We start from the raw sequence: 21,404 nt of genomic DNA, 5'->3' as shown, positions 1-21,404 counted from the left end.
TGCTCAGCGCAAGGAGGCGTTGAGCCGTTCCAGCGCCTGGGCGCCGGGGCACAGCTGTTCCGGCCCCAATGCATTGAGCGGCCGGTCGCAGGTGTTGAGTGCTGTGTGGAGGTCGGTGGCCAGCGGGTCGACGTAGAGCAGTCCCGTCACCACCTCGCCCATCTCGTGATGCCGCTGCATGTAGGCCATGGCGGCGAACCGGTCGCCCGGGTCGTAGTCCGGGTGCAGGCTGCGCAGGCGCAGCAGCGTGCCGTCGTGCTGGCGCACGTCCATCACCTCGCCGGGCTCCATGTCCACGGCGATCTCCTCCCGCCCGCTGATGAAGTCGATGCGACTGACCGCCTCGTTGTGCTCCCGGATGTAGTCGTAGCTCTTGGTGCTGCCCGGGTGGTTGTTGAAGGCCACGCAGGGGCTGATCACGTCGATGAAGGCCGAGCCGCCGTGGCTGATCGCACCCTTGATGAGCGGCACCAGTTGCGCCTTGTTGCCCGAGAAGCCCCGGCCCACGTAGCTCGCGCCGAGCTGCAGCGCCATGGCCACCAGGTCGACCGGGCTGTCGGTGTTGACCACGCCCTTCTTGCTCTTCGAGCCCTGGTCGGCGGTCGCCGAGAACTGCCCCTTGGTGAGGCCGTAGACGCCGTTGTTCTCGACGATGTATGCCATGCGCACGCCGCGCCGCATGGCGTGCGCGAACTGGCCCAGGCCGATGGAGGCCGAGTCGCCGTCGCCCGAGACGCCCAGGTACAGCAGGTCGCGGTTGGCCAGGTTGGCGCCGGTCAGCACGCTGGGCATGCGGCCGTGCACGGTGTTGAAGCCGTGCGATGCGCCAAGGAAGTAGTCCGGCGTCTTCGAGCTGCAGCCGATGCCGGAGAGCTTGGCCACGCGATGCGGCTCGATGTCGAGCTCCCAGCAGGCCTCGATGATCGAGGCCGAGATGGAGTCGTGCCCGCACCCCGCGCACAGCGTTGAAATCTTTCCTTCGTAGTCGCGGCGCGTGTAGCCGACCTTGTTGGTCGCCAGCGTCGGATGCCGCAGCTTCGGCTTGGCGAGGTAGGTCATGCGGGCTCCTTCGAACCGGTGGTGGCCGTGCCTTGCGCGGTCGACTTGCCGACCTGCGCCTCGATCGCCTGCACGATGAAGCGCGCGGTGATGGGCGTTCCGTCGAAGTGCAGCACGCGCACCAGCTTGGCCGGATCGGCATCCAGCTCGTTGACCAGCAGGCTGCGCATCTGAGCGTCGCGGTTCTGCTCGACCACGAACACGCGCTCATGCCCGGCCAGGAACTGCACTACGCTCTCGGGGAACGGGAATGCACGCAGCCGCATCGCGTCGAGATGGATGCCGCGCTCTTCCAGCTCCTGCAGCGCCTCGTGCATGGAGGGGCTGGTCGAGCCGAAATAGATCACGCCCAGGTCGGTCTTCTGCGAAGCAGGCTTCAGCACCGGCTGCGGCACCAGCGTGGCCGCGGTCGCGAACTTCTTCAGCAGCCGCTCCATGTTGTAGATGTAGTCCGGCCCACGTTCCGAGTAGCGCGCATAGGCATCGCGCGTGGTGCCGCGCGTGAAGTAGCTGCCCTTGGTGGGATGCGTGCCCGGCAGCGTGCGCCACGGGATGCCGTCGCCATCCACGTCCTTGTAGCGGCCGAAGTCGCGGCCCGCCTCCAGCTCTTCGGCAGTCATGACCTTGCCCCGGTCGTAGGCCCTGCTGTCGTCCCATTCGAAGGGCTTGCACAGGCGCTGGTTCATGCCGATGTCGAGGTCGGTCATCACGAACACCGGCGTCTGCAGCCGGTCGGCCAGGTCCAGCGCCGCTGCCGCGTGCTCGAAGCACTCGTGAGGGTCTTCGGGAAAGAGCAGCACATGCCTGGTGTCGCCGTGCGACGCATAGGCGCAGCAAAGAATGTCGGCCTGCTGCGTGCGCGTGGGCATGCCGGTCGATGGGCCGCCGCGCTGCACGTTGATGAGGGTGACGGGAATCTCCGCGAAGTACGCCAGCCCGATGAACTCCGTCATGAGCGAGATTCCCGGCCCCGAGGTCGCGGTGAAGGCCCTCGCGCCGTTCCACCCGGCGCCGACCACCACGCCGATCGAGGCCAGCTCGTCCTCGGCCTGCACGATGGCGAAGCGGTGCTGGCCGGTGGACTGGTCGACGCGGAACTTGGTGCAGTACTTCTGGAAGGCCTCGGCCACGGACGACGAAGGCGTGATCGGATACCAAGCCGCCACCGTCGCGCCGCCGTACACGCAGCCCAGCGCCGCCGCGCTGTTGCCGTCCACGAAGATCCTGTCGCCTACCCGGTCGGCGCGCCGCACCTTCAGGCCAACGGGCTCGCGCAGGTTCTCGCGCGCGAAGTCGCAGCCCAGGTGCAGCGCCTGCACATTCGAGGCAAGCAGCTTCTCCTTGCCCTTGTACTGTTCGGAGAACAGCTTCTCGACCACCTCGGGCTCGATGCCCAGCAGGATGGCCAGCGCGCCCACGTAGACGATGTTCTTGAACAGCTGCCGCTGCCGCGGGTCTTGATAGACCGCGTTGCAGATCTCGGTGAGCGGCATGCCGATCACGCGGATGTCGTCGCGGAACTTCGAGGGCGGCAACGGCCGCGTGCTGTCGTAGAACAGATAGCCGCCGGGCTCCAGCTCGGCGATGTCGGCGTCCCAGGTCTGCGGGTTCATCGCCACCATCATGTCGGTGCCGCCGCGCCGGCCGAGGTGGCCCTCTTCTGTCACGCGCACCTCGTACCAGGTCGGCAGGCCCTGGATGTTGCTGGGAAAGATGTTGCGCGGGCTCACCGGCACGCCCATGCGCAGGATGGCCTTGGCGAACAGCTCGTTGGCCGAGGCCGAGCCCGAGCCGTTGACGTTGGCGAACTTGATGACGAAGTCGTTGACCGCTTCGATCTGCTTCATGCGGTCTCCTTCCGGACTTGCTGTTCGGTGGCCTTCTCCTGGCCCGCGAGCGTCATCTTCAGCAGGAACTTCTGCATGTCCCACGCGCCGGTCGGGCAGCGTTCGGCGCACAGGCCGCAGTGCAGGCAGACGTCTTCGTCCTTCACCATCACGCGGCCTGTCTTCAGTCCGCCGGACACGTACAGGTCCTGCGCCAGGTTCAGCGCGGGCGCCTTCAGCCGCGGGCGCAGGCTCTCTTCATCGGCGTTCTCGACGAAGTTGATGCAGTCCATCGGGCAGATGTCCACGCAGGCGTCGCATTCGATGCAGGCGGGCTCGTTGAACACCGTCTGCACGTCGCAGTTCAGGCAGCGCGCGGCCTCCTTGAAGGCGGTGGCGGCGTCGAAGCCCAGCTCGACCTCCACGCGGATGCTCGCCAGCGCCGCCTCTGCCTTGGCCCACGGCACCTTGTAGCGCAGGTCGTTGGAGGTGTCGTTGTCGTAGCTCCACTCGTGGATGCCCATCTTCTGCGACACCAGGTTGGTCATGGGTGGCGGACGGACCTCGATCGGCTCCGCGCGCAGCAGCTTGTCGATGGACACCGCGGCCTCGTGGCCGTGGGCCACCGCGGTGATGATGTTCTTCGGCCCGAAGGCCGCGTCGCCGCCGAAGAACACGTTGGACACCGTCGACTGGAAGGTGACCGCATCGAGTACCGGGAGGCCCCACTTGTCGAAGTCGATGCCGCAGTCGCGCTCGATCCAGGGAAATGAATTCTCCTGGCCCACCGCCACCAGCACCTCGTCGCATTCGAAGTACGCATCGGGCTCGCCCGTGGGCTCCAGCGTGCGGCGGCCCTTGTCGTCGTAGACCGCCTTCACGATCTCGAAGCGCATGCCCACGAGCTTGCCGTTGTCGTGGACGAAGGCCTTGGGCACGTGGAAGTTGATGATCGGGATGCCTTCGTGCGCGGCGTCCTCCTTCTCCCAGGGCGAGGCCTTCATCTCGTCGAAGCCGCTGCGCACGATGACCTTCACGTCGCTGCCGCCGAGGCGCCGGGCCGAGCGGCAGCAGTCCATCGCCGTGTTGCCGCCACCCAGCACGATCACGCGCCGGCCGATGCTGCTGACGTGCCCGAAAGAGACGGAGCTCAGCCAGTCGATGCCGATGTGGATGCTGGCCGCCGCCTCCTTGCGGCCCGGAATGTCGAGGTCGCGGCCGCGCGGTGCGCCGCAGCCGACGAAGATCGCGTCCCAGCCCTGGCCCATCAGCGCCTTCATCGAATCGATGCGCTCACCGCCGCGGAACTCGGCGCCCAGGTCGAGCACGTAGCCCGTCTCCTCGTCGATGATCGACTCGGGCAGGCGGAAGCGCGGTATCTGCGTGCGGATGAAGCCGCCGGGCTTGGCCTCGCCATCGAACACCGTCACCTCGTAGCCCAGCGGCGCCAGGTCGCGCGCGACGGTGAGCGAGGCCGGCCCTGCGCCGATGCAGGCCACGCGCTTGCCGTTCTTCGGCACGGGCTTGGGCATGCGCGCGCGCACGTCCTCCTTCATGTCGGCAGCCACGCGCTTGAGCCTGCAGATGGCCACCGGCTCCGGGGCCTCCGTATTGCTTTCTTCCACACGGCCGCGCCGGCAGGCCGGCTCGCAGGGCCTGTCGCAGGTGCGCCCGAGGATGCCGGGGAAGACGTTGGAGACCCAGTTGACCATGTACGCGTCGCCGTATCGGCGCTGCGCAATCATGCGTATGTACTCTGGGACGGGAGTGTGCGCCGGACAGGCGTACTGGCAATCGACGACCTTGTGGAAGTAGGCCGGGTTGGCAATGTTCGTTCGCTGCAACACGTGTCTCCTGGCTGTCGCCCGGAACCCCGCAGGGGCCGACGAGTGGCTTGTGGCGCTTTTTGGCGGAGTATGCGCCCCGCCGACGGAAGCGCAAGCTTGGTGGAATCCCGCACGGTCCGCCGCGCAGCGCCAAGGCATCTGCGCCGACAGGGCGATTCCCCCGCCCGCAGCCGGATGCGCCCACAATGTCCGCCGGTCATTCCACGGGGACGACACCATGAGCGTTTTGCACATGTTCCTGCCTGTATGCGAGCCGGCGCGCAGCGAGGCGCTGGCGCAGTTGCGGAAGACGCACCACCTGCCCCGCCACCTCGTCAAGGGCATCGCGATCAGGCACCACGCAGAGACGGAACCGGCCGCCGCGCCGGACGCACAGCAGGCCCAGACAGCACAGCAGCAGGCCTCGCAGGAACCGGCCTCACCGCAGTCGTAGTAGTTCAGGCCGAATCCAGGTTCGCTGCTCGCGCGTACCGCACGTGCAGCGCATGAGAAAGAGCATCTGCTTGCTCATTAATTTCATTATTCGAGTATTATTGAATAATGGAAGAATCAAAAGTCATCCAATCGCTCGCGGCGCTCGCGCAGCCCCTGCGCCTTCGCGTCTTTCGCGCCCTCGTGGTGGCCGGCCCCGAAGGCCTGACACCAGGGGCGCTGGTCGAGGCCATGGAAGTGCCGGCCACCAGCCTGTCTTTCCACCTGAAGGAGCTGACCAATTCCGGCCTGATCACGCAGGAGCGCAACGGCCGCAACCTGGTCTACAGGGCCGCCTTCGATCAGATGGACGCGCTGCTGGGCTTCCTCACCGAAAACTGCTGCGCAGGCGCCTCCTGTGCGGTCGACGACAGAACCAAGTCCTGCAAGAGCCAAGGAGCCACGTCATGAAGCGATTCCACGTCCACCTGCACGTCGACGACCTCGACCGGAGCATCACGTTCTATTCCCGCCTGTTCGCCGCCGAGCCCGCGCGCGTCGAAGCCGACTACGCCAAGTGGATGCTCGAAGACCCCCGCCTGAACTTCGCGATCTCGACCTTCGGCAGCGGCAAGGGCATCGACCATCTTGGCATCCAGGCGGAGGACGAGGGCGAACTGGCGCAGTTGCGCTCGCGCGCCGAGCTGGCCGACAGGTCGCTGCTCGACGAGGGCGAAACCAGCTGCTGCTATGCCCGCAGCGAAAAGCACTGGGTGACCGACCCGCAGGGCATCGCCTGGGAACACTACCGCACGCTCGACTCCGTGCCCGTCCACAACAAGCCGGGCCAGCAGGCGGACGCCTGCTGCACCGCCGCTCCCGGCAAGGCCGAAGCCTGCTGCTGAGCCACCAAGTCCCCTGCCCCCAAAGACCTCAAGTTCCCATGACCGACACCACCACGCCGCTCAACGTGCTCTTTCTCTGCACGCACAACTCGGCGCGCAGCATCCTCGCCGAAGCGATACTCAACGACATCGGCGGCGGGCGCTTCAAGGCCTACTCGGCCGGCAGCAGCCCGCGCGAGAACCAGCAGCCCAACCCCATGGCCATCGAGGTGCTGCGCAAGGCGGGCATCGAGACCGCGGGCCTGCGCAGCAAGAGCTGGGACGAGTTCGGCAGGCCCGATGCGCCGCGCATGGACCTTGTCGTCACCGTGTGCGACAACGCCGCGGGAGAGGCCTGCCCCTACTGGCCCGGCCAGCCGGCCACGGCCCACTGGGGCTATGCCGATCCCTCGGAAGTAGCGGGCGACGACGAACGCAAGCGGGAGGCCTTCCGCCAGACCCTGCACGCGATCCGCAGCCGCCTGGGACTGCTGGTGAACCTGCCGGCCGCCAGCCTCGACGGGATGTCGCTGCAGGCCACCGCGCGCGAACTCGCCAAGAGCTGAAGCGAGATGTCGTCCTCCATCGCGCCGCCCGACGCGGACCGGTCCGCCGCCCCGCCCCCGATGGGCGGCTTCGAGCGCTATCTCACAGTGTGGGTCGCGCTATGCATCGTCGCAGGCGTGGCGCTGGGCCAATGGTTTCCCTCCGCCTTCCAGGCGGTCGCGCGCCTCGAGATCGCCAAGGTCAACCTGCCTGTGGGCATGCTCATCTGGGTGATGATCGTTCCGATGCTCCTGAAGATCGACTTCGGAGCGCTCGGACAGGTCAAGGCGCACTGGCGCGGCATCGGCGTGACACTGGCGGTCAACTGGCTCGTCAAGCCCTTCTCGATGGCGCTGCTGGGCTGGCTCTTCGTGCGCCATGCGTTCGCGACGCTGCTGCCGGCGGACCAGCTCGACAGCTACGTGGCGGGCCTGATCCTGCTCGCGGCCGCGCCGTGCACGGCGATGGTCTTCGTCTGGAGCCAGCTCTGCCGCGGCGACCCGTACTTCACCCTGTCGCAGGTCGCGCTCAACGACGCGCTGATGGTGGTTGGCTTCGCGCCGCTGGTGGCGCTGCTGCTGGGGCTGTCGTCGATCACGGTGCCCTGGGCCACGCTGCTCATCTCGGTGGGCCTCTACATCGTGGTGCCGGTCGTCATCGCCCAGCTGCTGCGCCGGCATCTCCTGCAAAAAGGACAGGCGCGGCTGCAGGCCGTGGGCGCCCGGCTCGGCCGCTGGTCCATGGGCGCACTGCTGCTCACGCTGGTGCTTCTCTTCGCGTTCCAGGGCGAGGCGATCATCGCGCAGCCGCTGGTGATCGCGCTGCTGGCCGTTCCGATCCTCTGCCAGGTCGTGTTGAACTCGGGGCTGGCCTACCTGCTGAACCGCAAGCTCGGCGTTGCACACTGCGTCGCGGGGCCGTCGGCACTCATCGGCGCGAGCAACTTCTTCGAGCTCGCGGTGGCGACCGCCATCAGCCTGTTCGGCTTCCAGTCGGGTGCGGCGCTGGCGACCGTCGTGGGCGTGCTGATCGAAGTGCCGCTCATGCTGGCCGTGGTGTCCGTGGTGACGCGCACCCGCGGCTGGTACGAACAGGGGCTGAGTCGCTGAACAACCGGTGTGGCACCATGCCGTGCCCGAGGCCATCGGCCTACAGGGGAAAGCGACAACCGGATACAAAACCGGTCGCCCGAAAATCGGATGAGTCGATTCCTCGCTGATAAAAATCGACGCGATCAACCCCCATTGGAGAATCACTTGCGCATAGCCACCTGGAACGTCAACTCCCTCACTGCGCGCCTGCAGCACGTGCTCGACTGGCTCATCGCCAATCCGGTCGACGTGCTGTGCCTGCAGGAGCTGAAGATGACGGACGACAAATTCCCGCTCGACGTGCTCAAGTCGGCAGGCTACGAGGCCGCGGTGTTCGGCCAGAAGACGTACAACGGCGTCGCGATCCTGAGCCTCGCCCCCGTGCGAGACGTGGTGAAAAACATCACCGGCTTCAGCGACGACCAGTCGCGCGTGATCGCGGCCACGGTGGAGACGCCCTCGGGTCCGCTGCGCGTGGTCAACGGCTACTTCGTGAACGGCCAGGCGCCAGGCACGGACAAGTTCGAATACAAGATGAAGTGGCTCGACGCGCTGCGCGATTCGCTGCGCCAGGAGCTGGTGGCCAATCCCGACCTCGTGCTGCTGGGCGACTTCAACATCACTCCCGAGGACCGCGACAGCTTCGACCCCGTGGGCCTGAAGGAAACGATCCACCACACGACGCAAGAGCGCAACCACTTCAAGGCGCTGCTCGACCTGGGCCTGAAGGACAGCTTCCGCATGTTCGAGCAGCCCGAGAAGAGCTACTCGTGGTGGGACTACCGCATGCTGGGCTACCAGAAGAACCGCGGGCTGCGCATCGACCACATCCTGGTGAGCGAGTCCCTGGTGCCCAGCGTGAAGGGCTGCGTCATCGACCGCGTGCCGCGCAAGTGGGAAAAGCCGAGCGACCATGCGCCGGTGGTGCTCGACCTCGACCGGGGTGGCTGAACCCATGGTCGCGCGCAAACTTGCGCTGGTCGCCATTGCGCTGTCGCTCTCGGCCTGCTCGCTGCTGAAGCCGGCCGACAAGGCCGAGGAAGGCGACAAGGGGACCGTCGCCGCGCCCGCCGGGGAAACCGCCACCGATGGCCGCGAGGTGGCGACGGTGCGCCTCATCACCGCGCAGACGCCCGTGGTTCGCGCCTACCGGAAGATCGGCGCTCGCCACATCTACAACAAGTACGCGAACCTCATCTACAAGGGCAAGCTGCCGCCGCTCGTTTACGCGGTCGTGGTGGTGGAGACCGACATCGATGCGACGGGCAAGGTGGTGAACGTCACCTTCAGCCGCACGCCCAGCCATGCGCCCGAAGTGGCGCCGAAGATCGCGGAGATGATCAAGGCCGCGTCGCCGCTGCCCAACCCGGGCAAGCTCGGCGCCCACACCTACGTGGACACCTGGCTCTGGGACCGCAGCGACAAGTTCCAGATCGATTCGCTGACGCAGGGGCAGAGAAGCCGCTGAAAGAGTGGGAAAAGAAAAAGGCCCTGAGAGGGCCTTTTTCATTCGATGCCGAGTTCCTGGATCTTCCGGGTGATGGTGTTGCGGCCGATGCCGAGCTTCTGTGCCGCCTCGATGCGTCGGCCCCGCGTGTTGGCCAGCGCGGTGAGGATCAGTCTCGACTCGAAACGGCGCGAGAGCACATCCCACACGTCGGTGCGGCCGGCAGCCAGCAGGGCCTGGGCCTCGGCTTCGAGGCCGCTCTCCCAGTTGCTGACGCTGGCTGGAGCTGCGGGGGCGTGGGCCTCCGCAGGCTCGGAGAAGACGTGCCCCGATGGCATCGCCTCGCCGCTTGCCGTGGCGGGCAGCGAGGGGGCCGGCTGATGTGCCGCCGTCACGTTCGACGCGAGTGCCGGTGCTTCGCCCGCGGCATGCGCCTCGGCGGTCGTGCCACCGGCCATCATCACTTCGGGCGGCAGGTCCTTCGCCTCGATCAGCTGGGCCGGCGCCATCACCGTGAGCCAGTGGCAGATGTTCTCCAGCTGGCGCACGTTGCCGGGGAAGTTGAAGGCCGCCAGCTTGGCGAGCGCCGCATCTGAGATGCGCTTGGGCTCGACGCCGAGCTGCCGCGCGCTCACCTGCAGGAAGTGGCGCGTGAGCGCAGGCACGTCCTCGCCGCGCTCGCGAAGTGCGGGCAGGCGCAGGCGGATCACGTTGAGGCGGTGGAACAAGTCTTCGCGGAAGCCGCCGAGCTTCACGCGCTGCTCCAGGTCCTGGTGGGTCGCCGCGATGACGCGCACGTTGGCCTTCACCGAGTTGTGGCCGCCCACGCGGTAGAAATGGCCGTCGCTCAGCACGCGCAGCAGGCGCGTCTGCAGGTCGAAGGGCATGTCGCCGATTTCGTCGAGGAAGAGCGTGCCGCCCTCGGCCTGCTCGAAGCGGCCGCGGCGCATGGTCTGTGCGCCGGTGAAGGCGCCGCGCTCGTGGCCGAAGAGTTCGCTCTCCAGCAGGTCCTTGGGGATCGCGGCGGTGTTGATGGCCACGAAGGGCCCGTTGGCGCGGGGCGAATGCTTGTGCAGCGCGCGCGCCACCAGTTCCTTGCCCGAGCCCGACTCGCCGGTGATGAGCACCGTGACGTTGCTCTGCGAGAGCCGTCCGATGGCACGGAACACGTCCTGCATGGCGGGCGCCTGGCCGAGCATCTCGGGCGCGGCGACCATGCGCTCCTCCGCCACTTCCTCGCGCTGGCTTTCGTCGACCGCGCGGCGGATGAGCTCGACCGCGCGCGGCAGGTCGAAGGGCTTCGGCAGGTATTCGAAGGCGCCGCCCTGGAAGGCCGAGACCGCGCTGTCGAGGTCGGAGAACGCCGTCATGATGATGACGGGCAGGCCCGGATGCATGGCCTTGATCTTGTCGAGCAGGTCGAGCCCGGAACCGCCGGGCATGCGAATGTCGCTTACCAGGACCTGAGGTGCGAGTTGGTCGTCGTCGGCGGCCTGTTCGAGTGCTGCCAGCACCTCGCGCGTATTGGTGAAACTGCGCGTGGGCAGGTCTTCGCGCAGCAGAGCCTTCTCGAGCACGAAGCGAATCGATTGGTCGTCATCAACTATCCAGATCGGCTTCATGCATCTCCTCTGTTGCCGGTGGCTGCGCTAGGGCAGCGGTATCAATATCTTGAAATCGGTTCGGCCCGGGACGCTGTCGCACTCGATCACGCCGTGATGCTGTTGCACAAAAGTTTGTGCGAGCGTCAATCCCAGCCCTGTCCCGCCTTCCCTGCCCGATACGAGCGGATAGAAGATGCGGTCCTTGATCGTGTCCGGCACACCCGGTCCATTGTCGATTACATGCAATTCCAGTGCCAGTCGATACCACTGCTTGTTGAAGATCACCTGGCGGGCCACCCGCGTCTTGAAAGTGATCTGCGCGTCACCCGCCGCGCGGCGCTCGGCCAGCGCCTGCGCCGCGTTGTGCGCGATGTTCAGCGTGGCCTGGATGAGCTGCTCCCGGTCGCCGCGGAACTCGGGAATGGAGACGTCGAAGTCGCGCTCGATGTGCAGGTCGCGCGGAAACTCCGCGAGGATGACCGAGCGCACGCGCTCGCAGACTTCGTGGATGTTGACGTCGCCCACCACGTGCGGGCGGCGGTGCGGTGCCAATAGGCGGTCGACCAGCGTCTGCAGCCGGTCGGCCTCGTGGATGATGACCTGCGTGTACTCGATGAGGTCGCGCGACTCGACCTCCATCTGCAACAGCTGCGCTGCGCCGCGGATGCCGCCCAGCGGGTTCTTGATCTCGTGCGCAAGGTTGCGGATGAGCTCCTTGTTCGCCTGCGCCTGGTCGATGAGGCGCTCCTCGCGGTCCTGCCGCACCTGCTGCTCCAGCGGCGACATCTCGATGATGAGCTCGCCCTTCTTCTCGCCCTGCGCAAGCGAGACCTGCACCGGCATCAGCTCGTGGTTCACGCGGCGCAGCAAGGCCTCGTAGCGCAGCGTGGCGAAGTCGTTGCTGCTCGCGCCGTCGATGGCAGTGCGCAGAACCTGCGGCTCGTGGAAGCACGCACCGAACTGCGAACCCTCGAGCGTGCGGCGCGAAGTGCCGAGCGCGTCTTCGAGCCCTGCATTGGCGAACAGCACCGAGCCCTTGCTGTCGACCACCGCGATCAGCGTGGACAACAGGTCGAAGGACTGAAAGCGCGAATTGGCGCCGACCGCCTTCTTCCCGAACACCATGATGACGACGACTACTGTTGCTTGGCCGGCAGGCGGCCGAGCTCGCGGCGGATGCCGGCGATGTCGCTCTCGTTGCGTGCGAGCTCCGCCTTCATCTCGGCGACCCGGTCCAGGTACTTCTGGTAGTTGCGGCCCTCGCTGCCCTGCTTCTCGGGCTCGCCGTTGTTGTATTCCTTCTGCAGTTCGGCCTGCCGCGCCTCGGCCTTGCGAAGCTCGGCTTCGAGCACCGCGCGCGCCTCGCCGTCACGGGCACGCTGGTCGACGCCTTCGACCCGCGGGCTGCCTGCAGGCGACCGCGCAGCGGACGAGCCGCCCGACGACGAGGAAGAAGAAGACGAACCACCGCCCGAAGCCCTCGTGCCCTGCACCACCGTGACGTTGCCGCCTTCCATGACCTTGCAGCCCTTCTGCTGCGCGATGGTCGCGTTGTTCGTGTACTCGTTGCCGCAACGCCAGACGCGCTCCTGCGAAAGCGCCGGCAACGCGAGCAATGAACCGGCCAGGAAAATGAGGGAAGCAGTCTTCATATGTATCGGTAGAGGGCGGCAACAGGGCTGCATTTTCGTGCAATTCGACGCGAACAGTGACCAGATGTTCCGCCCCAAAGAAAAAGGACGGCCAAGCCGTCCTTCATAACCCATCAGGCTTACAAGCCCCCAACCTCTTCGCGGGGGACACCACGGAACCGGCTTTGCCGGGCCGTCGGTGTCGCCCCCGGAAGGGGGTTGGCGAAGCGACACGAAGTGCGCGAAGCCTGGGGGCGAACCAATTACAACGAGTAGTACATGTCGAACTCGACAGGATGGGTCGCCATGCGGAAGCGCGTGACTTCCTGCATCTTCAGTTCGATGTACGCATCGATGTAGGCATCGGTGAACACGCCGCCCTTGGTCAGGAACGCACGGTCCTTGTCCAGGTATTCCAGGGCCTGGTCGAGGCTGTGGCAGACGGTCGGGATCAGCGCGTCTTCTTCCGGCGGCAGGTGGTACAGGTCCTTGCTGGCGGCTTCGCCCGGATGGATCTTGTTTTCCACGCCGTCGAGACCGGCCATCAGCAGGGCCGAGAAGCCCAGGTACGGGTTCATCAGCGGATCGGGGAAGCGCGCTTCGACGCGACGGCCCTTCGGGTTGGCCACGAACGGGATGCGGATCGAGGCCGAGCGGTTCTTGGCCGAGTAGGCCAGCTTCACCGGGGCTTCGAAGCCGGGCACCAGGCGCTTGTAGCTGTTGGTGCCGGGGTTCGTGATGGCGTTCAGGGCGCGGGCGTGCTTGATGATGCCGCCGATGTAGTGCAGGGCGAAGTCCGAGAGACCTGCGTAGCCGTCGCCGGCGAACAGGTTCTTGCCGTCCTTCCAGACCGACTGGTGCACGTGCATGCCGGAGCCGTTGTCGCCGACGATGGGCTTGGGCATGAAGGTGGCGGTCTTGCCGTAGGCGTGGGCCACGTTGTGGATCACGTACTTCTGCAGTTGGACCCAGTCGGCGCGCTGCAGCAGCGTGCTGAACTTGGTGCCCAGTTCCATCTGGCCGGCGTTGGCCACTTCATGGTGATGCACTTCGACCGGGATGCCCAGCGATTCGAGCACCAGGCACATTTCCGAGCGCATGTCCTGGAAGCTGTCAACCGGGGGAACCGGGAAGTAGCCGCCCTTGACCGCGGGACGGTGGCCGGTGTTGCCGTGCTCGAATTCCTTGTCGGTGTTCCACGAGGCTTCTTCGGATTCGATCTTCACGAAGCAGCCCGACATGTCGTTCTTCCAGCGCACGCCGTCGAACACGAAGAATTCGGGTTCCGGACCGAAGTAGGCGGTGTCGCCCAGGCCCGATGCCTTCATGTAGGCCTCGGCGCGCTTGGCGAGCGAACGGGGGTCGCGCTCGTAGGCCTTGCCGTCGGCGGGATCGATCACGTCGCAGGTCAGGATCAGCGTCGTTTCTTCGAAGAACGGGTCGATGTTGGCGGTGTTCGGGTCGGGCATGAGCTGCATGTCCGAAGCTTCGATCCCCTTCCAGCCGGCGATGGACGAGCCGTCGAATGCGTGGCCCGAGGTGAATTTGTCTTCATCGAAAGCCGAGACCGGCACGGTCACGTGCTGCTCTTTGCCGCGGGTGTCGGTGAAGCGGAAGTCGACGAACTTGACCTCGTTTTCCTTGACGAGCTTGAGTACATCGGCGACGGTCTTTGCCATCAGTTTCTCCTGAGTTGGATGGTGGTTAGGAATGCGGGGATGCGGGATGCAGTTTCTGTGCCATTGTCACCTCACCCGGTGAGGCTTTGATGGCAGTCTGGCAGCCCAAATGAAGGCAGAAAATCACTATTTTGGTGCAATTGATTTCAACGCACCAATTCGGGGCCAAGCTTGGCATCGAAAGTGTGCAGGCCTTCGATCAGCTGGGCATAGGCGGCGTCGAGCCGGGCGGCCTCACCCTTGACGCCCAGCTCGATATGCCGGCCGTAGGTGGGGTGATCGACGCTCGGCAGACTGAACACCTTGACGCCCGCGTGGGTGGCCTCGATGGCCTCCATGAGCGGGGTCAGGGTGGCCTCCATGGCACCGAAAACGATCACGGACTTCTCGGCGACGGCATTGGTGGCGAACAGTCCGGCGTAGCGGCCGTCGAGCACGGATTCGATCATCGGCCAGGCCATCACGGGAAAACCCGGCACGAAATGCACGTCGCCGACGCTGAAGCCCGGGATCTTGTTGTAGGGGTTGTAGATGAGGGTGGCGCCCTGCGGAAAGACGCCCATGTTGAGCCGGTGCACGTTGTCGGCCCGGTCGGGCTCATAGGGCAGGCCCTGCTCGCGCGCGGTGTCCTGCATGCGCTCGCGAATCAGCAGTTCGGCCTCAGGATGGAGCGCCAGCGGCACGCCGAGCGCCTTGGCGGCGCACTGGCGGGTGTGATCGTCGGGGGTGGCGCCGATGCCGCCGGTCGAGAAGACGATGTCGCCCGAGGCGAAGGCGCGCTGCAGCGCCGCGGTGATGCGCGCGGGCTCGTCGCCCACGTATTCGGCCCAGCTGAGCTGCAGGCCGCGCGCGGAGAGCAGCTCGATGACCTTGGCCATGTGCTTGTCGGCACGCTTGCCGGAAAGGATCTCGTCGCCGACGACGATGAGACCGAATGTGCGAGTCATGGTGAACCCCATTGGGAAAGAGCGGCCTTGCTGGCCTCGTCGGCCTCGATGGCGGGCACGCCGGCTGCCGCCGAGGCCTCCGCGGCCGCACGCAGGGCGCGCAGCTGCGCGAGTGCGTCGAGGCAGTAGTGGGCGAACCAGAGGGCCGAGAAGGCGAAGACCAGGGTGTAGATCCAGATGGCGATCGGGATCAGCACGAAGAAAGCGGCGGCGAACAGCAGGCCCGACGCCCAGACGATGCTTGGCGCAGCGCCCAGGTAGCCGCACAGCACGCCGATGCACAGCAGCGGCAGCCGGTGTGCGCGGATGAGCGCGACGCGTTCCTCGGGGCTGGCGTGCTCGGCCAGCGAATCGAAGCTCATCACGCGGTAGGTGAGCCAGCCCCAGATCAGCGGCGGCAATATCAGCACCAGCGGCGGAATGAGCCACAGCGGCATCGACACCACCAGCGCGATCACCGCCAGCACGGTGGCGCCCAGCGAGCGCGCCACGCTGCCGAAGAAGGAAGCGCCCTTCTTCTGTTCGAGCCCCGGAAAGCGCCGCTCGGCCACCAGCCTGGTCAGGGCGGGTGCCATGAACCCGGCCACGATCAGCAGGCAGACCACCACGATCACCGGCGTGGCGGCGAACACCACCACCAGCGATGCCAGCACGGAAGTGACGTCACCCGAGAAGAGACGGCCGATCCACGACCAGAAGCTCGACAGCAGCGGCCAGGCGTCGAGTGCGCCGCGGGTCCAGGCCACGGCAGCGTCCCAGTAGAAGTAGCCCAGCGCCGCGGCCAGCACGATCATCAGCCCCAACGGCAGCAGCGACAGCACGATCACGCGCGGCAGCATGCAGTAGGCGACCGCGCGCCAGAAGGAGTCGAGGAGCAGGCGCATGAGGCAGCGAGGATAACCTCTGGGGAGCGCCCTTCAGGCGCCGTAGCCCCTCAGCCGCGACCGACCATTCGCTTCAGCCCCAGCCATTGCTGGGCCCAGAAGCCGCGGCCGTAGTCGCGCACGTGGCCGTCGGCACGGGGTTCGACCTGGTCGCGGATACCGGTCGGGTCGTAGCGGTCCTCGAAGTTGGCGGTGCGAAAGAGCATGTCCCACCATGGCAGCAGCACGCCGAAGTTGTGGCCCCCGAGGGTGCTGGCGCCTTTCGATTCATGACCCAGCCCGATGCTGTGGTGCAGCCGGTGGAAGCGCGGGCTGATCCACAGCCGCTCGCCGATGGAGCCGAAGCTCAGCCTCAGGTTGGCGTGCTGCAGGCTCTCGCTGAGCTGGGTGAAGGCGACGAACGCGATGAACTGCCCCGGCGCCACGCCGATGAGCTGCGCCACGATGACGATCAGTGCGTCGTGGATGATGTCGTCGAGCAGGTGGTTGCGGTCGTCGCTCCACATCGTCATCTGGCGCTGCGAGTGGTGCAGCGAATGCAGTCCCCACCACCAGTTGAACTGGTGCTGGCCTCGGTGGATCCAGTAGCCGACGAAATCGAGCACGACGAGGTAGATGGCGAAGGCCACCCATGGGATGTCGGTGACGCCGGGCCACACCTCGTCGAGGTGGAAGGTGCCCCACCCCGCCGTGCGCAGCGCGCCCATGGCGTCGTCGAAGAAGGGCTGCAGCGTGAAGAAGATCGCCAGCCGGAACAGGCCGAGGCGGTGGATCAGCGTGTAGAGCATGTCGATGCGGATCGCATGACGGTCCGCCACCGGCTCCACCGAGCGCCAGCGCTGCAGCGGCCCGATGACGGCGACGAGCACCAGGATCTGGATCAGCCCGACCAGCAGCCAGCCAGTGGCGTCGAAGGCATCCTCGGTCCAGCCGCCCAGGCCCACGGCGTAGACCAGCGGCTGCACGGCGGTCTCGAAGAACCAGCCCTGCAGGGCGGAAAAGGCGTCTGTCAGCCAGTCGATCACGATCGGGAAAACTCGTCGTTCAGTTTTTCAGGGATGGGAGGCGATCCAGCCCTTGAAGTCCGGATGCTGGCGCAGCGTGCGGAAGCAGAAGCCCTTGGCCTTCAGGCCGACGATCAGCGGCTCGAGGTTGGCGGGCGCCCACGGGTCCTTGCGCGACCAGATGCCCAGGTGGGCGAGCAGGATGTCGCCGGGGCGGATGGTGTCCAGCGCCTGCGTCAGCAGCTTCGCATTGCTGAATTTCTCGCTCGGCAGTTCGTCGCCGAGGAATCCGGCACTCGCCCAGCCCACGTATTTGTAACCACAGCCCTCGGCCGCAGCCAGGAGCGCGGGCGAGGTCTTGCCACCCGGCGCGCGATACAGCGGCAGCGGCTTCTTGCCGGTGACCGCCGCCAGCCGGTCGGAAGCCTTCCTGATGTTGGCGCAGTACTCGGCCGCGCTCCAGGTCGATTCCTTGCCGTTCTGCGGGCCGGCCGAAGGCCTGATGCGGAAGCTGGGGGGCGTGCCCTTCACGTCGCCGCGCCAGTAGGCGTGGTCATAGGTGTGGGAGCCGAATTCGTTGCCTTCGGCCGCCCTCGCCTTCCACCAGGGCGCCCAGTGGTCGTCGAGGCTGTCGCCGTCGGTCTGGGTGCGCTCGGCGGCGGCGAAGAAGGTGACGCGCACGTCCTGCCGCTTGAGCACGTCGGCCACCAGGGGCGCGATGCCCATGTGGCCGGTGTCGAAGGTCAGGTAGACGGGCTTCTCGCAGGCGGCCGGCTCCTGCGCCGCCCAGGCGCCGGGCGCGAGCGCCGCCGCCAGGACGACCATGGAGGCCGCGGCGGCGACCCCGGCGCGCCTAGATGCGCTTCGCATGGTCCAGGGTCCACACGCCGTGCGGCGAGCGTCCGACGTTGACCTGGCGCACGACCTTGTTACTGGCCAGGTCGACCACGCTGAGCTTCTTGGCCCAGCGCGAGGTCACGTAGAGCGTCTTGCCGTCGGCAGAGACGTCCATGCAGTCGGGGCCGCCGGGCACCGGGTAGGTCGCGACCACCTTCAGCGTCGCCAGGTCGATGCGGCTGATGGTGTTGGCCACGCGGTTGCTCACGAACACGGTCTTGCCGTCGCCGGCCGACCGGAAGGCATGGGCGCCCTTGCCGGTGGGGATCTTGCCGACCAGCTTGGGCTCGGCGCCCGCCACGTCGAACACCTGCACGCCATCGCTGCCGGTCAGGCCGACGAGCAGGGTCTTGTCGTTGTGCACGCCGAAGATGTCGGCCGGCATGGCGCCGGTGGCGACGCGCCACTTGATGGTCTGGGTGGGCAGGTCGACGGCGATCATCTCGTCGCTGTCCTGCATCGTCACGTAGGCGATGGTGCTGGTGTTGTCGATCCAGATGTGGCTGGGCGTCTTGCCGCTGGCGATGCGCTTGGCCAGCTTCAGGTCCTTGCCGTCCCAGCGGTAGACGTCGACGTGGTTCAGCCGGTTGCCGGCCGTCACGAACCACTTCATGTCGCGCGAGAACTGCAGCTGGTATGGATCGATGATCCCGTAGACCACGCGCTGGACTTCCGCCGTGCGAGGGTTCAGGAAGGTCAGCGAGTCGCCCGCCGAATTGGCCACGATGACCGACTTCTCGTCGGGCGTCATGTAGATGTGGTGCGGCTCCTTGCCAGTGGGAATGCGCAGCTTTTCCGTCCAGTCGACGGGATTGATCACGCTGACGTTCGCGTCCAGCGAGTTGAGCACGAAGATCGGAGGAGGTTCCGGCGCTGCGGCGGCGGTGTGGGCCGCGAAGGCCGTCATGCAGGCAAGCAGGAAAGCCGCGAGGCGGCCGTTCGGTCGGGCAGGGAGTCGCAAGGGAAGATTCCGGGAGAGAGTTCGGAATGTTAACGGCCGGCCCTTAAGACTGGCTGACCGGAATCGTGCCCTTTTCCCTCGTTTCCCTGCGTTTTTCCCCTTCTACTTCAATGCCTTGGCGGGCCTGGCCGGTGCGCGCAGGCCCGCGACCTCGTCGGCCGTCAGCCAGCGCCACTGCCCGGGCGCGAGGTCGGCTGGCAGCGCCAGGTCGCCGATGCGCGAGCGATGCAGCCCCTCCACCCGGTTGCCGACCGCCGCCAGCATGCGCTTGACCTGGTGGTACTTGCCCTCGGTGAGCGTGAGCCGCAGGTGCAGCGGGCCGTCGGACTCGCAGGCGGCGGCGCGTACCGGCTTCGGATCGTCGTCGAGCACCACGCCGGCCAGCAGTTTCGCGATCTGCGCCTCGTCCACCGGGTGCTTGGCCGTCACCTCGTAGACCTTGGGCACGTGGTGCTTGGGCGAGCCCATCTTGTGGATGAACTGGCCGTCGTCGGTCAGGAGCAGCAGGCCGGTGGTGTCCTGATCGAGCCGGCCGATGGCCTGCACGCCCTGCACTGCGCCCTTGTTGGGCCGCAGCCGCAGCGGCGACGGCAGCAGCGTGTAGATGCTCGGATAGGTCGAGGGCTTCTGCGAGCACTCGGTGCCGGCGGGCTTGTGCAGCATCAGGTAGGCCTTCTCGTGGTACTCCCACGGGGTGCCCTGCACTGTGTACTGAAGGCCCTCGGGGTCGAGATCGGCGAAGGGGTCGATCACCGCCTTGCCGTCGATGGTCACGAGGCCTTGCTGGACAAGGCCCGCGCACACGCGGCGCGTGCCGAAGCCCTGGGTGAATAGGATGTCTTGCAGGTGCATGGGAAATGAAAAAAGCGGCCGCGCCGTCAAGGGCACGACCGCCTTCGAGTTTGCCGCAGGATCAGTAGCCTGCCGCCAGGCCCGTGTTGCGGCGCGGGTCGTTGGCGCCGTAGAAGCGGTTGTTGCCGACCGGCTTGCCGCCCAGCGACGGCGCACCGACGATGATCGCCGCCAGATGGTTGGCCGGCTGCGGCACGCCCAGGTTGTGGCCCATGTCGGTCAGGATCTTGCGCGTGTCGGGGCTCAGCGCGTAGGTCTCGACGTTGGTGACGTCGGGCAGCCACTGCTGGTGGAAGCGCGGCGCGTCGACGGCTTCCTGCACGTTCATGCCGTAGTCGATGGCATTGATCATGGTCAGCATCACCGCGGTGATGATGCGGCTGCCACCCGGGGTGCCGACCACCATCACCGGCTTGCCGTCCTTGGACACGATGGTCGGGCTCATCGAGCTCAGCGGGCGCTTGCCCGGCTCGATCTTGTTGGCCTCGCCCTGCACCAGGCCGTAGAGGTTGGGCACGCCCACCTTCGAGGTGAAGTCGTCCATCTCGTCGTTCAGCAGCACGCCGGTCTTGGCGGCCGTGACCTTGGCGCCGAACCAGTCGTTCAGCGTGTAGGTCACCGAGACCGCGTTGCCCCACTTGTCCGCGATCGAGTAGTGGGTGGTGTTGCTGCCTTCATGCGGTGCGACGCCGGGCTTGATGTCCTTGGAGACACCGGCCTTCTTCGGGTCGATGACGGCGCGGATCTTCTCGGCGTAGCCCTTGTCGAGCAGCCGCTCGAGCGGGTTCTTCACGAAGTCGGGGTCGCCCAGGTAGCTGTTGCGGTCCACGTAGGCGTGGCGCATGGCCTCGATCTGGTAGTGCACGGCCTGTGCCGAGCGGTAGCCCAGGTCCTTGAGCGGATAGCCCTCGAGGATGTTGAGCATCTCGCAGATGATCACGCCGCCCGAGCTCGGCGGGGGCGCCGACACGATACGGTAGCCGCGGTAGTCGCACTCCACGGGTGCCATTTCGCGCGTCTTGTACTGGTCGAGGTCGGCCTGCGTGATCAGGCCCTTGCCAGCCTGGCTGGAGGCCACGATGGCGTTGCCGACCCAGCCCTTGTAGAAGCCGTCGGTGCCCTTGGCGCTGATCTCGCGCAGGGTCTTCGCCAGGTCCTTCTGCACCAGCTTGTCGCCCACCTTGTAGGGCTCGCCCTTGTTCAGGAAGATGGCGGCCGTGGCGGGGTCTTCCTTGAAGTCGGCCGTGGCGGTGGCGAGCAGGTCGATGTCGCCCTGCTCCAGCGCGAAGCCCTTCTCCGCCAGCTGGATCGACGGGGCGAGCAGCTCGCCGCGCTTCATGGTGCCGTACTTCTCGCGCGCGTACTCCATGCCCGAGACGCTGCCGGGCACGCCCACGGCGAGGTGGCCCTTGGTGCTCAGGCCCTTGATGACGTTGCCGTCCTTGTCGAGGTACATGTTGGCCGTGGCGGCCAGCGGGGCCTTCTCGCGGAAATCGAGGAAGGTCTTGCGGCCGTCGGCCAGCTGCACGGTCATGAAGCCGCCGCCGCCGAGGTTGCCCGCTGCGGGATAGACCACCGCCAGCGCATAGCCCACGGCCACCGCCGCGTCGACTGCGTTGCCGCCGCGCTTGAGCACGTCGACGCCGACCTTGGTGGCCAGGTGCTGGGCACTCACGACCATGCCGTTCTCGGCGGCGACGGGCGCCACCGACGCCGCGTGCGTCGCGCCGGCCGCGGCCAGCACGAGCACCGCCGCGACGGCGCCCCTCAGCTTGGGAGTCCAGTGGATTTGTTGCATGTTGAAGTCTCCTCTAGAGCGTGTTGAAGAATCTTT

General features: G+C 66.6%; 21 protein-coding genes. 7 read left to right on the top strand and 14 right to left on the bottom strand.

From position 1 onward, the window contains the following. Window positions 1-3: 3 nt before the first annotated feature. Genes G369_RS0114905 through G369_RS0114895 form a run of 3 tightly spaced genes read right to left on the bottom strand, consistent with a single transcriptional unit; the run spans window position 4 to window position 4,729 of the window. Window positions 4-1,059 (bottom strand): 2-oxoacid:ferredoxin oxidoreductase subunit beta, encoded by a 1,056-nt coding sequence (locus G369_RS0114905; RefSeq protein ID WP_019654804.1) that lies wholly within the window; start codon window positions 1,057-1,059, stop codon window positions 4-6. After that, on the bottom strand, window positions 1,056-2,906 hold the full coding sequence (locus tag G369_RS0114900; RefSeq protein ID WP_019654803.1) for a 2-oxoacid:acceptor oxidoreductase subunit alpha: 1,851 nt from the start codon (window positions 2,904-2,906) through the stop codon (window positions 1,056-1,058). The genes G369_RS0114905 and G369_RS0114900 overlap by 4 nt, the downstream gene beginning before the upstream one ends. Beyond that, window positions 2,903-4,729 carry an FAD-dependent oxidoreductase gene (locus G369_RS0114895; RefSeq protein WP_019654802.1) on the bottom strand — a complete coding sequence of 609 codons (1,827 nt, stop codon included), beginning with the start codon at window positions 4,727-4,729 and terminating at the stop codon, window positions 2,903-2,905. Before G369_RS0114895 ends, G369_RS0114900 begins: the two co-directional genes overlap by 4 nt. A 220-nt stretch (window positions 4,730-4,949) precedes the next feature. On the opposite strand from G369_RS0114895, the gene G369_RS0114890 reads away from it, so the two are divergent. The 7 genes from G369_RS0114890 to G369_RS0114860 all read left to right on the top strand — a co-directional run bounded on the left by G369_RS0114890 (window position 4,950) and on the right by G369_RS0114860 (window position 9,132). Next, window positions 4,950-5,165 carry a hypothetical protein gene (locus G369_RS0114890; protein WP_019654801.1) on the top strand — a complete coding sequence of 72 codons (216 nt, stop codon included), beginning with the start codon at window positions 4,950-4,952 and terminating at the stop codon, window positions 5,163-5,165. A gap of 107 nt (window positions 5,166-5,272) precedes the next feature. Further along, the gene (locus G369_RS0114885) at window positions 5,273-5,614 is read left to right on the top strand and encodes an ArsR/SmtB family transcription factor (RefSeq protein ID WP_019654800.1); all 342 of its coding nucleotides are present in this window, start codon (window positions 5,273-5,275) and stop codon (window positions 5,612-5,614) included. Beyond that, window positions 5,611-6,048: an ArsI/CadI family heavy metal resistance metalloenzyme gene (locus G369_RS0114880; protein ID WP_019654799.1), complete on the top strand. Its 438-nt coding sequence runs from the start codon at window positions 5,611-5,613 to the stop codon at window positions 6,046-6,048. The genes G369_RS0114885 and G369_RS0114880 overlap by 4 nt, the downstream gene beginning before the upstream one ends. A 38-nt stretch (window positions 6,049-6,086) precedes the next feature. Beyond that, entirely contained in the window at window positions 6,087-6,593 is a 507-nt protein-coding gene (locus tag G369_RS0114875; RefSeq protein ID WP_019654798.1) for an arsenate reductase ArsC, read from the top strand. Between the two features lie 6 nt (window positions 6,594-6,599). Beyond that, on the top strand, window positions 6,600-7,682 hold the full coding sequence (gene arsB / locus G369_RS0114870; protein WP_019654797.1) for an ACR3 family arsenite efflux transporter: 1,083 nt from the start codon (window positions 6,600-6,602) through the stop codon (window positions 7,680-7,682). Between the two features lie 147 nt (window positions 7,683-7,829). After that, window positions 7,830-8,615: an exodeoxyribonuclease III gene (gene xth / locus G369_RS0114865; RefSeq protein WP_019654796.1), complete on the top strand. Its 786-nt coding sequence runs from the start codon at window positions 7,830-7,832 to the stop codon at window positions 8,613-8,615. A gap of 4 nt (window positions 8,616-8,619) precedes the next feature. After that, on the top strand, window positions 8,620-9,132 hold the full coding sequence (locus tag G369_RS0114860) for a hypothetical protein (protein WP_019654795.1): 513 nt from the start codon (window positions 8,620-8,622) through the stop codon (window positions 9,130-9,132). A gap of 38 nt (window positions 9,133-9,170) precedes the next feature. Here G369_RS0114860 and ntrC read toward each other — a convergent pair whose 3' ends face one another. The 11 genes from ntrC to ggt form a co-directional block, all read right to left on the bottom strand. Beyond that, the gene (gene ntrC / locus G369_RS0114855; RefSeq protein WP_019654794.1) at window positions 9,171-10,733 is read right to left on the bottom strand and encodes a nitrogen regulation protein NR(I); all 1,563 of its coding nucleotides are present in this window, start codon (window positions 10,731-10,733) and stop codon (window positions 9,171-9,173) included. A 27-nt stretch (window positions 10,734-10,760) separates the two neighbouring features. Further along, window positions 10,761-11,840, bottom strand: coding sequence for a nitrogen regulation protein NR(II) (gene glnL, locus G369_RS0114850; RefSeq protein WP_019654793.1), 1,080 nt, complete (start codon window positions 11,838-11,840; stop codon window positions 10,761-10,763). An 11-nt stretch (window positions 11,841-11,851) separates the two neighbouring features. Next, window positions 11,852-12,367, bottom strand: coding sequence for a hypothetical protein (locus G369_RS0114845; protein WP_019654792.1), 516 nt, complete (start codon window positions 12,365-12,367; stop codon window positions 11,852-11,854). 242 nt (window positions 12,368-12,609) lie between these two features. Then, window positions 12,610-14,025, bottom strand: coding sequence for a type I glutamate--ammonia ligase (gene glnA, locus G369_RS0114840; protein ID WP_019654791.1), 1,416 nt, complete (start codon window positions 14,023-14,025; stop codon window positions 12,610-12,612). 146 nt (window positions 14,026-14,171) lie between these two features. After that, window positions 14,172-14,972 carry a competence/damage-inducible protein A gene (locus G369_RS0114835; RefSeq protein WP_019654790.1) on the bottom strand — a complete coding sequence of 267 codons (801 nt, stop codon included), beginning with the start codon at window positions 14,970-14,972 and terminating at the stop codon, window positions 14,172-14,174. Next, entirely contained in the window at window positions 14,969-15,856 is an 888-nt protein-coding gene (locus tag G369_RS0114830) for an EI24 domain-containing protein (protein WP_019654789.1), read from the bottom strand. Before G369_RS0114830 ends, G369_RS0114835 begins: the two co-directional genes overlap by 4 nt. 50 nt (window positions 15,857-15,906) lie before the next feature. Further along, window positions 15,907-16,881, bottom strand: coding sequence for a sterol desaturase family protein (locus G369_RS0114825; protein ID WP_019654788.1), 975 nt, complete (start codon window positions 16,879-16,881; stop codon window positions 15,907-15,909). Between the two features lie 27 nt (window positions 16,882-16,908). Then, complete coding sequence (locus G369_RS0114820) at window positions 16,909-17,730, bottom strand: polysaccharide deacetylase family protein (protein WP_026346383.1); 822 nt, start codon at window positions 17,728-17,730, stop codon at window positions 16,909-16,911. Then, window positions 17,714-18,718 (bottom strand): YVTN family beta-propeller repeat protein, encoded by a 1,005-nt coding sequence (locus G369_RS0114815; protein ID WP_019654786.1) that lies wholly within the window; start codon window positions 18,716-18,718, stop codon window positions 17,714-17,716. Before G369_RS0114815 ends, G369_RS0114820 begins: the two co-directional genes overlap by 17 nt. 102 nt (window positions 18,719-18,820) lie before the next feature. Continuing rightward, window positions 18,821-19,570: a pseudouridine synthase gene (locus G369_RS0114810; protein WP_019654785.1), complete on the bottom strand. Its 750-nt coding sequence runs from the start codon at window positions 19,568-19,570 to the stop codon at window positions 18,821-18,823. A 61-nt stretch (window positions 19,571-19,631) separates the two neighbouring features. After that, the gene (ggt, locus tag G369_RS0114805; protein ID WP_019654784.1) at window positions 19,632-21,368 is read right to left on the bottom strand and encodes a gamma-glutamyltransferase; all 1,737 of its coding nucleotides are present in this window, start codon (window positions 21,366-21,368) and stop codon (window positions 19,632-19,634) included. Window positions 21,369-21,404 lie beyond the last annotated feature (36 nt).

This window comes from Variovorax atrisoli 110B (assembly GCF_000382045.1).
GTDB lineage: Bacteria > Pseudomonadota > Gammaproteobacteria > Burkholderiales > Burkholderiaceae_C > Variovorax > Variovorax atrisoli.
The sequence above is the reverse complement of the archived record's forward strand: the minus strand, read 5'-3'. Positions and strand labels throughout refer to the sequence as shown.